The organism is Ruegeria sp. BHSC043, from assembly GCF_059612985.1.
This window is the reverse complement of record NZ_JBXWRS010000001.1, coordinates 194,120-209,181: the sequence shown is the minus strand read 5'-3', so window position 1 is coordinate 209,181 and position 15,062 is coordinate 194,120. Positions and strand designations below refer to the sequence as shown.

Annotated in this window: 10 protein-coding genes; 4 read left to right on the top strand and 6 right to left on the bottom strand. The window is 63.6% G+C overall.

Going from position 1 to position 15,062, the window contains the following annotated elements:
- The first annotated feature begins 55 nt into the window (after positions 1 to 55).
- Entirely contained in the window at positions 56 to 4,054 is a 3,999-nt protein-coding gene (locus AC2FMM_RS01010; protein ID WP_496795549.1) for a translocation/assembly module TamB domain-containing protein, read from the top strand.
- A gap of 21 nt (positions 4,055 to 4,075) precedes the next feature.
- On the opposite strand, the gene AC2FMM_RS01005 is transcribed toward AC2FMM_RS01010, so the two are convergent.
- The 6 genes from AC2FMM_RS01005 to ychF all read right to left on the bottom strand — a co-directional run bounded on the left by AC2FMM_RS01005 (position 4,076) and on the right by ychF (position 12,136).
- The gene (locus AC2FMM_RS01005; protein ID WP_496795548.1) at positions 4,076 to 4,597 is read right to left on the bottom strand and encodes a thioesterase family protein; all 522 of its coding nucleotides are present in this window, start codon (positions 4,595 to 4,597) and stop codon (positions 4,076 to 4,078) included.
- The gene (locus tag AC2FMM_RS01000; protein WP_496795547.1) at positions 4,594 to 5,382 is read right to left on the bottom strand and encodes a cyclase family protein; all 789 of its coding nucleotides are present in this window, start codon (positions 5,380 to 5,382) and stop codon (positions 4,594 to 4,596) included. The genes AC2FMM_RS01005 and AC2FMM_RS01000 overlap by 4 nt, the downstream gene beginning before the upstream one ends.
- A 117-nt stretch (positions 5,383 to 5,499) precedes the next feature.
- Positions 5,500 to 8,283, bottom strand: coding sequence for a formate dehydrogenase subunit alpha (gene fdhF, locus AC2FMM_RS00995; RefSeq protein WP_496795546.1), 2,784 nt, complete (start codon positions 8,281 to 8,283; stop codon positions 5,500 to 5,502).
- Positions 8,284 to 8,294: 11 nt separating this feature from the next.
- Positions 8,295 to 9,998 carry an NAD(P)H-dependent oxidoreductase subunit E gene (locus AC2FMM_RS00990; protein ID WP_496795545.1) on the bottom strand — a complete coding sequence of 568 codons (1,704 nt, stop codon included), beginning with the start codon at positions 9,996 to 9,998 and terminating at the stop codon, positions 8,295 to 8,297.
- Positions 9,999 to 10,084: 86 nt separating this feature from the next.
- Entirely contained in the window at positions 10,085 to 10,966 is an 882-nt protein-coding gene (locus AC2FMM_RS00985) for a LysR family transcriptional regulator (protein ID WP_496795544.1), read from the bottom strand.
- A gap of 72 nt (positions 10,967 to 11,038) precedes the next feature.
- A complete protein-coding gene (gene ychF, locus AC2FMM_RS00980) occupies positions 11,039 to 12,136 on the bottom strand; it encodes a redox-regulated ATPase YchF (protein WP_005978002.1) in 1,098 nt (365 codons plus the stop codon).
- 194 nt (positions 12,137 to 12,330) lie between these two features.
- On the opposite strand from ychF, the gene AC2FMM_RS00975 reads away from it, so the two are divergent.
- From AC2FMM_RS00975 to AC2FMM_RS00965, 3 genes are all read left to right on the top strand, one after another.
- A complete protein-coding gene (locus AC2FMM_RS00975; RefSeq protein WP_496795543.1) occupies positions 12,331 to 12,816 on the top strand; it encodes an acyloxyacyl hydrolase in 486 nt (161 codons plus the stop codon).
- 78 nt (positions 12,817 to 12,894) lie between these two features.
- The gene (gene trpA, locus AC2FMM_RS00970) at positions 12,895 to 13,686 is read left to right on the top strand and encodes a tryptophan synthase subunit alpha (protein ID WP_496681988.1); all 792 of its coding nucleotides are present in this window, start codon (positions 12,895 to 12,897) and stop codon (positions 13,684 to 13,686) included.
- Positions 13,687 to 13,844: 158 nt separating this feature from the next.
- A complete protein-coding gene (locus tag AC2FMM_RS00965; protein ID WP_496795542.1) occupies positions 13,845 to 15,011 on the top strand; it encodes an alpha-hydroxy acid oxidase in 1,167 nt (388 codons plus the stop codon).
- Positions 15,012 to 15,062: the final 51 nt, after the last annotated feature.

The following is a 15,062-nucleotide window of genomic DNA, read 5'->3' as shown; positions in this document are numbered from 1 at the left end:
CCTGTCACTGACTTTGTCGGGTCCCGTTGCAGCACAGGACTCGGACGGCGGTGGCATGCTGTCGGATTTCCTTCAAAACACCCTGTCAGGCGACAATCGCAACGTGCGCGTCGTGGGGCTGCAAGGCGCGCTGAGCGCCCGCGCCACGATCGAGGAGATCACCGTCGCCGATGACGACGGCGTCTGGCTGACGATCCGCAACGCCGAGTTGGACTGGAACCGCCTGGCCCTGATCCGCGGACGGTTTTCCGTGAACGCCCTTACGGCGGAGGAAATCGAAATCGCCCGCGCGCCCGGCAAGACGACGTCGGATGAACCGACCGCCACAGCCGAGGCCCAGCCCTTTCAACTGCCGGAACTGCCTGTTGCCATCGAAATCGGAGAACTCCGGGTGGACAGCCTGTCGCTGGGTCAACCGCTGATCGGCGTCGCGGCCAAGTTGTCGGTAGACGGCAACCTGACGCTGGCCGACGGCACCCTTGACACCAAGCTGGGTATTGACCGACTGGACCGCCAAGGCGACCGGATCGCCCTGACCGCCGGGTTCCAGAACGAAAGCCGTCAGATCGACCTTGATCTGACCGTGTCCGAGGCGCCCGGCGGCCTGATTTCCCAAGCCCTGAAAATCCCCGACAGCCCGGCCATCGGGTTGACGGCCAAAGGGTCTGGGCCGGTCACGGATTTCACCGCCGATATCGGTCTGGGCAGCGACGGGATGGACCATGTCAGCGGCCAGATACGTCTGCGGGGACTCGAACAAACGCAAACCTCCGCACAGGACGGCATTGTCTTTACAGCGGATCTGGGCGGCGACCTCAGGCCGTTTCTTGCCCCCGAAATCGACCCGTTCTTCGGCGCGCGCACACGCCTGTTCATCGACGGACGGACATTGCCGGGCGGTGGGATGGAGGTCTCCAAGGCCGAAATCACCTCGCAGGCGCTGCGCTTCGAGGCGCAGGTGAACCTTGCCGCAGGCAACGCCTTGCAGATGGCAGCCATTCAGGGCCGGATCACTCCGCCTGCCGGCGATGAGGTGGTTCTGCCCTTCGGCGGCGGGGATACCTCGGTGGGCGCAGCCCAGTTCTCGGCCCTGTTCGACCAGAAGAACGGCAACTACTGGGATCTCAGCCTGACCGCCAACGCAATCGATACGCCGCAGTTGCGCGTCGCTCGGGCGCGGCTGACGGCACAGGGCACTCTGACGCAAACCGCCGGCCTGGACCTCAGCGGCGATCTTCAGGCCTATTTGGGCGGTGTCGATCCAAACGATCCCGCCTTGAAGGCGGCGGTTGGCGACCAGATCACCCTGGATGGCCGGTTCGACTATGGCGCAGACCAGACGCTTGGGTTGTCGGGGTTCGAACTGGTCGGAGCCGACTATGCCATGCGGGCCGACGCACAGATCAGCGGGTTGGCGAGCGGGTTGAAGGTCGACGGGACCGCCACCGCCGATGTGACGGACCTGTCCCGGTTCTCGGGCCTGGCGAAACTGGACTTGGGCGGACGGGCCAGCCTGCGTGTCGAAGGCGCGGGCTCGCCGCTGGAGGGGAGTTTCGACGGCAAGCTGACCGTTGAAGGGTACGACCTGTCCACCGGCCGCGACGACATCGACCCGGTGATTGCCGGAGAGACCGACATCGCGCTGGACGCGCGGCGCGATGCGGGCGGCATAACGATCCGCGCGCTCACCATCAACGGCGAGACCTTGACCGCGCAGGCCAGCGGAGACGTGACGACCCCCGGCGGCAATCTGACGCTCGACGGACAGGCCGAGGTGAGGGCTACCGATCTGTCAATATTTTCAGGCTTGGCCCAGCGCCCGCTGGCCGGCGCGCTGTCGGCGCGGGTGGATGGCAAGGGCGCGGTCCGGACGCTGGCGTTCGACGGCACCGCCAGTCTGGACGCCCGCGATGTCCGAACCGGGCTGGACCAGATCGACCCGCTGTTGACCGGCCGCGTTGAGGCGGCGTTCGACGGGGCGTACGGCCGCGACCGAATCGACATCCGGCAGGCCAGCCTGAACAGCGCCGCCGTGCAGGCCGAGATCGCCGCCACCATCGACGACCCGACCGGGACATTGGCCGTTGATGGCCGGGCCAAGGCCGAAATCCCGGACCTGTCGTTGTTCGCGGCATTGGCGGGTCGCCCCGTGGCCGGGGCCGTTTCGGCAGAACTGTCGGGCAAGGCCGCCAGAGACAGCCGCACCTTCGACATTCGCGGAACAGTCAAGGCCGACGACATCCAGACCGGGGTCGCATTGGCCGACGCTCTGGTACCGGGTCGCACGACCCTGACCGTGGACGCGGCGAACGACGACCAGGGCCTGAACATCCGCACATTCCGGCTGGCAGGCACCGCGCTGTCGGCAAATGCCTCGGGTCAGTTGGACCGGGCATCCGGCGGGCTGAGTTTCTCGGCCGGTCTGGACGATCTGGTACGCATCTCGAACACGATTTCGGGGCCATTGAAACTGGATGGTAACGTGGCGCCCACGGCTTCGGGGCTGGAAGGGTCGGCGCGTCTGCAAGGGCCTGACAGCTCATTCGCGGCGCTTGTTGGCGCGGTGAATACGGATGGGTCCGCCGATCTGGACTTTGACGCCAGGTTCGACCGTATCGAGCGTTTCGCGCCGGACTTCCCGGGCAGCGTCACCGCCAAGGGAAATGCCCGGCGTGACGATGGTGTCTGGACGATCGACGCCGCCGCAACCGGCCCGGCCGAGATCAACAGTACCGTCAAGGGCACTTATTCCGAGGCAGCAGGCACGGCCGACATCACCGCGCAGGGCGGCGTAAATCTTGGCATCGCCAATGCGTTCATTACCCCGAACAAGATCGAGGGCTCAGCCCAGTTCGATCTGGCCCTCAATGGCCAACCCTCGCTGGACGCGCTCAGCGGCTCGGTCACGACCTCGGAGACTTCGTTGGCCATACCAACCGCCGGTCAAACCATTACCGGCATCACCGGCCGGATCGACCTTGCCCAAAGCCGCGCGACGATCGCGTTGAACGGCGGCATGCGGGCAGGCGGCGGGTTCACCGTCAGCGGCCCCGTCGATCTGACACCGCCCTTCAATGCGCAGATCACCACCGCGATCAACAACCTGGTGGTGACCGACAACCTGCTGTACGAAACCACGTTGAACGGACAGATCGCTATGACCGGTGCGCTGGCCCGCAACAGCACGCTGGCCGGGCAGATCACCTTCGGGGAAACCAACATCAACCTGGCAGCCGCCTCGGGGGCCGTCGGCGCCGCACCCATCCCGGTGATCGAGCATGTGGGTGAAAGCGCCGCCAGCCTCGTCACGCGCCAGCATGCCCAATTGGTCGAAACCGAGCGCACCCAGAAAGGCGAGTCCCGCATCGCGCTGGACATCAGCCTGCTTGCGCCCAAAAGCGTCTTCGTGCGCGGGCGTGGCGTCAACGCGGAACTTGGCGGCGCGATCTTCATCAGGGGCACCACCGCCTCCGTTGTGCCTTCGGGCCAGATCGACCTGATCCGGGGCAATCTGGACATCCTCGGGCGTCGGCTGGCCTTGACCAAAGGGATCGTCAGCCTGCAGGGCGACCTGAAGCCGTATATCGAATTCGTGTCCTCGGCCAGCACCTCGGACGGAACCGCGACCATCGAGATCGCCGGGCCGCTGGACGCCCCCGCCGTCGACGTGTTTTCCGACCCCGAACGCCCGGCCGAAGAGGCGCTGGCCATGTTGCTGTTCGGCAACCGGTTTTCCGAGCTTTCGCCCTTCGTGATCGCGCAGATGGCGGCCTCGCTGGCGCAGCTCAGCGGTGCGGGCGGCGATGCCACCAAAGGCGTGCGCGACGCGACAGGGGTTGATACCGTCGATGTCGGCGCGACCGAAGGCGGTGGCGGGCGGCTGGGTGCCGGCGCCTATCTGAGCGACAACCTCTATACCGATTTCACCGTGAACACCGAGGGCGATACCGAGGTGAACCTCAACCTGGACGTCACCGACAATATCACCGTGCGCGGCACGGTGGATGGCAAAGGGGAAACCGGGATCGGCATCTTTTTCGATCGCGATTACTGAAGGCCAGTATCGCGGGGCCCGTCAGGATCTTCGGATGCCGATCGGCTGCCCGATTTGCGGCGCGGCCTCCAGACCCGCGTGATCGGCCACCATCCGGGCCAGACGCGCTACGGCCCAGTCCGGGTAGGGTTCCGACCGACCTGTTGTGTGGCTGACATTCATGAACAGGGCCTCTTGGGTGGCACAGACCGTGCCGTCACCGGCCCTGACCATCTGTGCAAAATAGTGACCACGCTTGTAATCGGCGTCCAGCATCCGAAACCGGAACACCAGTGCCTCTCCCTCGCGAACCTCGCGCAGGAAATGCAGATGCGACTGCAGGATGTACGGCCCCTGCCCCAGCGCCGCGACCTGCGGTTCGCCCAGGCCCAGATGATCGACCAGCAGACGTTCGAAGGCCAGATCGAACACCACGCCGTAATACCCCACATTCATGTGGCCGTTGTAATCGATCCAGTCGGGCCGGACCGAAAAACCGGTGATTTCGACTGGTGCGGGGTACGGGCCGTCATGGCCGCCCAAAGGCTCGGATTGCGGGGTCATTGCGCGCTGTCCTCCTCGAAGATCGCCACCGCGCGGACGAACCCGGCCGAGGCGCCCTTGATCTTGAACGGAAAGCACGAGATCTCGAACCCCGTGGGCGGCAGGCTTTCCAGATTGGTCATCTTCTCCATGTGGCAATAGCCGATCTCCATCGACGCGCGATGCCCCTCCCAGATGATCGAGGGATCATGGGTTTCCGCGTATTCCTGCGCGGTCAGCGGAAAGGGCGCGTCCCAGCTCCAGGCGTCGGTGCCGGTCACACGTACGCCGCGCTCGGTCAGGTACAGCGTGGCCTCGCGCCCCATTCCGCAGCCTTTCATCAGGTAATCCGGCTGGCCATAGCAGGTGCCGGCGGAGGTGTTGACCACGACGATATCCAGCGGTTGCAGGTCATGCCCGATCCGCTTCAGCTCGGCCTCGACATCGGCGGCGGTGACGACGTAGCCATCCTCGAAATGCCGGAAATCCAACTTCACGCCCGGGTTCATACACCACTCCAGCGGCACCTCGTCGATGGTGATCGCCCGCTCGCCCCGGTTCATGGTCGAGTGGTGGTGGTACGGCGCGTCCAGATGGGTGCCGTTGTGGGTGGCGATCTGCAGCCGTTCGATGGCCCAGCCCTCGCCGCCGGGCAGGTCCTCTTTTTTCAGGCCGGGGAAAAAGGCCATTACCTGCTCGGCCGTCTGGTCGTGGCTCATGTATTCGATCTGCGGCAGCATGATCGGTGGGTCCGACACGATGCCGGTTTCCAGCGGGACGGACAGATCGACGAAACGGCGGGACATGAACTCCTCCGGGATTGCGCGGCTCAAGGGTTGGCTGGCTGCAAGCATCTGTCAAGCCAAGAAAAAGGCGGGCACGCTGGCCCGCCTTTTCAGGGTTTTGGTGAGTGGTTGCAGGCTCTACTCGGCCGCGATGGCGTCCTCGATCTTTTCGACACGGATGGCCGAGAACTTGAACTCAGGGATCTTGCCATAGGGGTCGATGGCCGGGTTGGTCAGGATGTTCGCCGCCGCCTCGACATAGGCGAAGGGGATGAACACCATGTCCTCGGCGATCGCCCGGTCGGCGCGCACCATGATCTCGATCGAGCCGCGCCGGGTGGTGAGACGCACCATCTCGCCCGGCTCGATCCCCATCAGCTTGAGCGTTCGCGGGTTCATCGAACAGTTCGCTTCGGGCTCGACTGCGTCCAGAACCTTGGCGCGACGGGTCATGGACCCGGTGTGCCAGTGTTCCAGCTGCCGCCCTGTGGTGGCGATCATCGGGAATTCCTCGTCCGGGGCCTCATCCGGGGGGATGATGCTGGCCGGAGTGAATTTCGCACGGCCATCGGGGCGCGGGAAGCCGTCGCCGAACACGATGGACTGGCCCGGATCGGTTTCGGACAGCGACGGATAGGTGATGCTCTCGGTCTCGAGCCGCTCCCATGTGATGTTGTCCAGCGACGCCATGGTCAGCTTCATCTCGGCAAAGACCTGCGAGACTTCCGTGTAATCCCAGTTCAGCCCGATGCGCTTTGCCAGATCGACGGTGATCGCCCAGTCCTCGCGCGCATCGCCCGGCGGCGGCACCGCGGGGCGCACGCGCTGCACTTGGCGGTTGGTGTTCGACACCGTGCCGTTCTTTTCATACAGCGCCGAGGCCGGCAGGATGATGTCGGCATAGTTTGCCGTTTCGGTCAAAAAGATGTCCTGCACGATCATCAGGTCCAGCTTGGCCAGCGCCTCGCGGGCGTGGTTCACGTCGGGGTCGGACATGGCCGGGTTTTCGCCCAGGATGTACATGCCCTTGATCTTCCCCACATAGGCGTGGTCGATGATCTCGGTCACGGTCAGGCCCTTCTCGTTCGAGAAATCGCCCGAATTCCAGACCTGACTGAACTTGGCTCGAACAGCGTCGTCGGTGACCGACTGGTAGTCGGGCAGGAACATCGGGATCAGGCCCGCATCCGAAGCCCCCTGCACGTTGTTCTGCCCCCGCAGCGGGTGCAGACCCGCGCCCGGTTTGCCCACATTGCCCGTCATCAGCGCCAGCGAGATCAGGCAGCGCGAATTGTCGGTGCCGTGTATATGCTGGCTGACGCCCATGCCCCAGAAGATCAGCCCCGCATTCGCATTGGCGAAAATTCGGGCCACGCGGCGCAGCTGGTCCGGTTCGATGCCGCAGATCGGCGCCATCTTCTCGGGCGTGAACTGGCGCAGGTGCTCCTTCTCGGCCTCCCAGTTCTCGGTCCAGCGGTGGATGTACTGGCTGTCATACAGCTCTTCCTCGACGATCACGTTCATGATCGCGTTCAGCATCGAGACATCGGCACCGGGCCGGAACTGCAGCATCTCGGTCGCGAATTTGCGCATGCCCACGCCGCGCGGGTCCATCACGATCAGCTTGCCGCCGCGCTTGGCGAACTGCTTGAAATAGGTCGCCGCGACGGGGTGATTCTCGATCGGGTTGGCGCCGATGATGATCGCCACATCGGCATTTTCGATCTCGTTGAAGGTCGCGGTCACTGCGCCCGAGCCCACGTTCTCGATCAGCGCCGCCACCGACGAGGCGTGGCACAGCCGCGTGCAGTGGTCCACGTTGTTGTGGCCAAAGCCCTGCCGGATGAACTTCTGGAACAGATAGGCCTCTTCGTTGGTGCATTTGGCCGAGCCAAAGCCCGCCACGCTGCGCGGATCCTCATCCCGCAGCTTCATCAGCCCCTTGGCGGCCAGGTCCAGCGCTTCGTCCCAGGTCGCCTCGCGGAAATGGGTGCTCCAGTCGGCGGGATCGACGTTCAACCCCTTGGGCGGCGCATCCTCGCGCCGGATCAGCGGCTTGGTCAGGCGGTGCGGGTGGTGGATGTAGTCGAATCCGAACCGACCCTTGACGCACAGGCGGCCTTCGTTGGCGGGACCGTTGATGCCCTCGACATATTTGACCTTGCCGTTCTTGACCTTGAGGCTGACCTTGCAGCCCACGCCGCAGAATGGGCAGACGCTTTCGGTCTCGGAGTCGTAATCCTTGCTGTCGCCGCGCTGCTGGTCGTCCAGCACGGTGGCGGGCATCAGCGCGCCGGTCGGGCAGGCCTGAACGCATTCGCCGCAGGCCACGCAGGTCGACTCGCCCATCGGGTCGTTCTGGTCGAACACCACCTGCGCGGTATGCCCGCGGCCGGCCATGCCGATCACGTCATTCACCTGCACCTCGCGGCAGGCACGGACGCAGAGGTTGCAGTTGATGCAGGCATCCAGATTGACCCGCATCGCCACATGGCTGTCATCCAGCAGCGGGATCTTCTCGGGCTCTTTCGCGGGAAAGCGGCTGTCGCTGACATCGTTCAGCTTGGCCATGTCCCAGAAATGGCTGGAGGTATCATGCGGCTGCTCTGGCTGGTCGGCCACCAACAATTCCATCACCAGCGCGCGCGATTTCTCGGCGCGGTCGGTGTCGGTTTTCACAACCATCCCTTCAGCCGCCGGGCGGATGCACGAGGCGACCAGCGTCCGCTCGCCCTCGACCTCGACCATACAGGCGCGGCAATTGCCGTCAGGGCGATAGCCCGGCGCGGGCTTGTGGCACAGATGCGGGATGACCAGACCCTTGCCGTTGGCCGCTTCCCAGATCGTGGTGCCCTCGGGTACCGTCACGTCTTCGCCGTTCAGGTTGAAGGTGACGGTCTTGGTTTCGCTCGCGTCAAGCATAGCTGTCTCCCTCAGATCTCATTGGCGAAATGTTTCATGACCAGGCGGATCGGGTTCGGAGCCGCCTGCCCGAGACCGCAGATCGAGGCATCACCCATCACCTGGCACAGGTCTTCCAGCAGGTCGGTGTCCCATTTCTCGGCCTGCATCAGCTTCACCGCCTTTTCGCAACCCGCGCGGCAGGGCGTGCACTGGCCACAGCTTTCGTCCTCGAAGAACCGCAGCATGTTCAGCGCCGCGTCGCGCGCGGTGTCCTGATCGGACAGGACCACTACGGCGGCGGACCCGATGAAGGTGCCATGCGGTTGCAGAGTGTCGAAGTCCAACGGGATGTCGTCCATCGACGCGGGCAACAGGCCCGAGGACGGCCCGCCCGGTTGATACGCTTTGAAAACGTGACCCTCGGCCATGCCCCCGGCGGCATTAATCACGTCAAGAATGGTCGACCCTGCCGGCAGCAGGTAGACCCCCGGCTTGGCCACCCGGCCCGAGACCGAGTAGCTGCGCAGGCCTTTGCGGCCATTCTTTTCAACCGAATTGAGGATTTCCGGGCCTTCCCGGCAGATCTTGGACACCCAGTAGAGCGTCTCGACATTGTGCACCAGCGTCGGGCGGCCAAACACGCCGACCTGCGCCACAAAGGGCGGGCGGTGGCGCGGCAGGCCCTTCTTGCCCTCGATCGACTCGATCATCGCGGATTCTTCGCCGCAGATATAGGCGCCCGCACCGCGGCGCAGGTCGATATAGCCTTTCTCGACGATCCCGGCCTGTTCCAACGCTGCAATCTCGCGCCGTAGGATTTCCAGCACCGCCGGGTATTCGTCGCGCATGTAGATGAAGCAGGTCTCAGCCTCGACTGCCCATGCGGCGATCAGCATCCCTTCGAGGAAAACATGCGGCGTGCGTTCAAGATAGTAGCGGTCCTTGAAGGTGCCGGGCTCGCCCTCGTCACCGTTGACAGCCAGGTAACGCGGGCCGTCGTTCATGCGGACAAAGCCCCATTTCTTGCCCGACGGGAAACCGGCGCCGCCTAGGCCGCGCAGACCCGAGGCCAGAACCTGTTCCTGAACCTCTTGCCAGTCGCCACCTTCGCGCAGTTCTCTTAGTTTGGCGTAACCACCGTTTTCGACATAGGTCGCGAAGGTCTCGTAGTCGGGCAGATGGGCGTGGGTATCGCCCGCCGCGATGGCGGTCTGCACCTTTTCTGGGGTGGCGTGGTCGATGTGGTTGTGCCCGATTTCCAGCACCGGCGCGGTGTCGCAGCGCCCCATGCAGGGCGCGCGCAGAACGCGCACTTCGGACGGGTCCAGCCCATCTTCCAGCGCCTTCTTCAGCTGTTGTGCGCCGGCCAATTCGCAGGACAGAGAATCACAAACGCGGATGGTCAGCGCGGGGGGCGGCGTTTCACCTTCTTTGACCACGTCGAAATGAGCATAGAAAGTCGCGGTCTCGTAGATCTCGGCCTGACCGACCCGCGCCTCAACGGCCAGCGCGGCAATGTGGTCGGCGCTGATATGGCCGTGCGTGTCCTGGATCAGGTGCAGAAACTCGATCAGCAGGTCGCGGCGGCGCGGGCGATCGCCCAGCAGGCGCTGAATCTCGGCCTGCGCTTCGTCCGTGAACTGTCGGCCCTTGGGCGTGTGCCGCCCCTTGCCTTTACCTGACTTCCAGACGCCCTTGGGCGCGCCTGATGGCTTGGTGTCCAATGGTGCCATGATGCCCTCCGAATTGAGGTCCCGTTTCTCATCAGCAATTCATATCGTCAAATCGCAAAACCGAATGGCACGATAACGACGGTTTATCACCGCAAAGACGTCACCACCCGTCGCAAGGCATCGACCGTCGGCAGTTCCGGGTCGCGCGCCAGCGTCGCCAGACAGATCGGCTTGCTGACCACCGGATCGACCAGAGGCAGGACCCGCGTCCCCTCAAGATCGCCCAGCGCCCGCACCAGAACGCGCGGTACAACCGTCGCCGCCAGCCCTTCGCGTGCCATGACCATCGAGGCGGTGAATCCGCTGGTTTCGGCCACTACATGAGGATGTAGACTTTGTTCGGCGAAAATCCGGTCGAGAATGCGCCGGTTCTGCATCTGCGGCTCCAGCAGGCTGAGCGGGAACTCGGCCACGCGTGCCCAAGGGATCGGGCCGGTTTCCTGCGTCATGTGCTGAGGGACAAGCAGCACATAGGTTTCTTCATACAGGGGATGAACATGGCGCAGGTCGGTGCCGATGCTGTCGCCATAGGTGATCCCGGCATCGATGCTGCCCTCGTCCAGCCGGTACTGGATCGCGGTGGCCGACATGGTTTCGATCCGCGACAGGATGCGGGGATGCGCCGCCTGCAACCGTTTGATCAGGCGTCCGGTAAAAGCGATGGCGGTCGGGATCACGCCAAGGATCAGGGTGCCGGTGATCTCGCCCTTGATCGCCTGCACCTCCTGCTCCAGCGCCTTGGCGTCATCCAAGATACGGCGGGCGCGGCGGACGATCATCTCGCCCTCTTCGGTCAGGCCCTGAAACCGGTTGGCCCGGCGCACGATCGACACGCCCAGCCGATCCTCGAGGTTGCGGATGCGCATCGAGAACGCGGGTTGCGAGATGCCGCATTCCTCGGCCGCCTTGGCGAAATGGCGATGGCGCGCAAGCGCGGACAGCAGGTGCAGATCGCGAAGGTCGAACACGGGCGGGCCTCGGGGTTGCGGAGGATGCCCGAAGGATACCGGGTTTGCCCGCCGGGAAAAGACGTTTCGCGATCAGGTGTTGAACAGGAAGTGCAGCACGTCGCCATCCTTGACGACATAGCTTTTGCCTTCGGCCCGCATCTTGCCGGCCTCCTTCGCGCCCTGTTCACCGTTGCAGGCGACAAAGTCGTCATAGGCGATGGTCTCGGCGCGGATGAAGCCCTTTTCGAAATCGCCGTGGATCACGCCCGCGGCCTGCGGGGCCAGCGTGCCGCGACGGATGGTCCAGGCGCGGGCCTCTTTCGGGCCGACGGTGAAATAGGTCTCCAGCTTGAGCAGGTCGTAACCCGCGCGGATCAGGCGATCGAGGCCGGGTTCTTCCAGCCCCATCTCCTGCAGGAACATCTGTGCCTCGTCCGGCTCCAGCAGGCTGATCTCTTCTTCGATCTTGGCGCTGATAATGACGTGGGCGTTACCCTGCTCGGCCGCCATCTTGGCCACGCGTTCGGAATACTCATTGCCGGTGGCCGCATCTTCCTCGGATACGTTGCAGACATAGAGAACCGGCTTGGTCGTCAGCAGTTGCAGATTTTTCCAGGCCTTCGCATCCTCGTCGCTGACCTCGACCAAGCGGGCGGGCTTGCCGTCCTCCAGCATCTGTTGTGCGGCGGCCAACAGGCGGTCCTGCTGCTGGGCCTCCTTGTCGTTGCCCTTGAGCTTGCGCACCAGGTTGGCGCGTCGCTTTTCAATGCTTTCCAGATCGGCCAGCATCAGCTCGGTCTCGATCGTCTCGGCATCGGCAACCGGATCGACGCGGCCCTCGACATGGGTCACGTCGCCGTCTTCGAAACACCGCAGCACATGGGCGATGGCGTCCACCTCGCGGATGTTGGCCAGGAATTGGTTGCCCAGCCCTTCGCCCTTCGAGGCGCCTTTGACCAGGCCGGCGATGTCGACGAAGGTCATCCGGGTCGGGATGATCTGCTTGGATTTGGCAATGGCGGCCAGCTTGTCCAGGCGCGCATCCGGCACCGCAACGTCACCCACATTGGGTTCGATCGTGCAGAACGGGAAATTCGCCGCCTGCGCGGCCGCGGTCTTGGTCAGCGCGTTGAACAGGGTCGACTTGCCGACATTCGGCAGACCCACGATACCCATTTTGAAACCCATTGCGGCCTCCTGATGCCATTCGACGGCTGCTTCTATGCATGTCACGAGGAATCCGCAAGGCGCTGGTCCGCCGCCCGACTGAGTCCCATCCGCAACATCACGATATTTCGCGGAATCGTGCGTCTTCTCGTGTTGAACTCACCGACATACGGTTCCTATCTACGATCCGAGTTCCTCAACGTTGATGATTTGACATGAAAAACCTTCTTGCCTCAGCCGCACTTTCAGCCTTTGCGACCATGGCTCCCGCTCAATCCGTGATCTTTGGGGCCGGTTATGCCGATTTCTCGGACAGCCTGTCGGTGGACCAGGCGATTTTTTCGCTGGAATATCAGCACCGGCCGTTCCACCAGGCCGAACGGTTCAGTGCGACCTGGGGTGTGGCGATTTCGTCGGACAAGGACGGCGACAGCCATATCGGGGCCGGACTGATCGGAACCTACCAGTTTGCCAACCGATGGTTCATCGAAGGCAGCGTGATGCCCGGCTATTACAACGAGTCGCTGGCGCTGAATGACCTGGGCGGCAGCTTTCAGATCCGCAGCCTGCTGGGCGTCGGCTATACGCTGAACGGCGGCAACGACGTATCGCTTGCGATCACCCACAAATCGAACGCAAGCACGCAAGAAAAAAACCCCGGCATGAACGCCCTTATGCTGCGGTATCATCTGAACTTCTGACCCCGGCGGTCAGGACGGGATTGATTTTCGGCCAAACTTTCTGCACATCGGGTCCAAACCTGTATGCAAGGATCGTCCATGACCCGTATCGACGCCAAGTTCGCCGCCCTGAAGGCCGAGGGTAAGAAGGCCTTTGTCGCCTATGTCATGGCCGGGGATCCCGACTATGACACCTCGCTTGAAATCGTCCGCGGCCTGCCGGGGGCCGGCGTCGACGTGATCGAACTGGGTCTGCCCTTCACCGATCCGATGGCTGACGGCCCGACAATTCAGGCCGCCGGTCAAAGGGCACTGGACGGTGGCATGACGCTGCAGCGCACGCTGGATCTGGCCAAGGCGTTCCGGGAAACCGACGACACCACGCCGATCGTGCTGATGGGCTATTACAACCCGATCTACAGCCGCGGCGTGGACAAGTTCCTGGCCGACGCCAAAGAGGCCGGCATCGACGGACTGATCGTCGTTGACCTGCCGCCCGAGGAAGACGACGAGCTGTGCCTGCCCGCGCAGGCGGCCGGGCTGAACTTCATCCGGCTGGCCACACCCACCACCGATGACAAGCGCCTGCCGCGGGTGCTGCAGAATACCTCGGGCTTTGTCTATTACGTCTCGATCACCGGCATCACCGGTGCGGCCGAGGCCGAGGCCACCGATGTCGGCCCCGAGGTCGCGCGCATCAAGGCGGCGACCGATCTTCCGGTGATCGTGGGGTTCGGCATCAACACGCCCGAGAAATCACGCGCCATCGCCAGCGTTGCCGACGGGGCGGTGGTCGGCTCGGCCATCGTCAGCCAGATCGCCGCCGGAAAACCGGTGGCCGAGGTTCTGGACTTCGTGAAATCGCTGTCAGACGGCGCCCACAGCGCCTGACGGCAAAATCCGAAACGGATTTCAGCCGCTGCAGGCCGCACGCCTGCGGCGGTTTATCTTTGCGTCTTTGACCCATCTGACCACATGCGCAACTGGCCGTTGCGCCTTGGCGGAAGAATTGGTAAAGAAACCTAACCAATCTGCAGAAGGGCGCGGCCATGCCTGTCATTACCAATATCGACGACCTCAAACGCATCTATGAACGCCGGGTGCCCCGGATGTTCTATGACTATGCCGAAAGCGGCAGCTGGACCGAGCAGACCTTTCGCGACAACAGCGCGGATTTCCACGACATTCGCTTGCGCCAGAAGGTTGCGGTGGACATGTCCGGCCGTTCGACCGCGTCGCAGATGATAGGACAGGACGTGGCCATGCCGGTGGCCCTTGCGCCCGTGGGCCTGACCGGGATGCAGCATGCGGATGGTGAAATGAAGGCCGCCAAGGCCGCGCTGGATTTCGGCGTGCCCTTCACGCTGTCGACCATGTCGATCAACTCGATCGAGGATGTGGCCGAACATACCGGTGCGCCGTTCTGGTTCCAGCTGTACACCATGAAGGACGAGGACTATGTCCGCCGCCTGATCCAGCGCGCCAAGGATGCCAAATGCTCGGCCCTGGTCATCACCCTTGATCTGCAAATCCTCGGCCAACGGCACAAGGACTTGAAGAACGGCCTGTCCGCCCCGCCGAAACTGACCGCCAAGACCATCGCCAACCTGATGACGAAATGGGCCTGGGGCATCGAGATGCTGGGCGCGAAACGGCGCGAGTTCGGCAATATCGTGGGTCATGTTCAAGGCATCTCGGACGCCTCGTCGCTGGGTGCGTGGACCGCTGAACAGTTCGATCCCAGCCTCGACTGGAAAAAGATCGAGAAACTGATGGAGCAATGGGGCGGCAAGGTGATCCTGAAGGGCATCCTTGACCCCGAAGACGCCAAGATGGCGGCCAAGTTGGGCGCCGACGCCATCGTGGTCTCGAACCACGGCGGGAGGCAATTGGACGGAGCAGTCAGCTCAATCCGGATGCTGCCGCGGATCATGGATGCGGTGGGCGGCGATGTCGAAGTGCATCTCGACAGCGGTATCCGCTCGGGGCAGGACGTGCTCAAGGCGCTGGCGTTGGGGGCCAAAGGCACCTATATCGGGCGCGCTTTCGTCTACGGGCTGGGCGCGATGGGCCAAAAGGGCGTGACCACAGCGCTGGAAGTGATCCAGAAGGAACTGGACACCACCATGGCCCTGTGCGGCGAGCGCAACGTGGCCGATCTGGGGCCGCACAACCTGCTTGTCCCGCAGGATTTCTGCGGCCGCTGGCAGGAATGACGCGGAAATCGTTTTTACCCCTTTCCAAATGGCCGGATTCGGTCTAAGGAC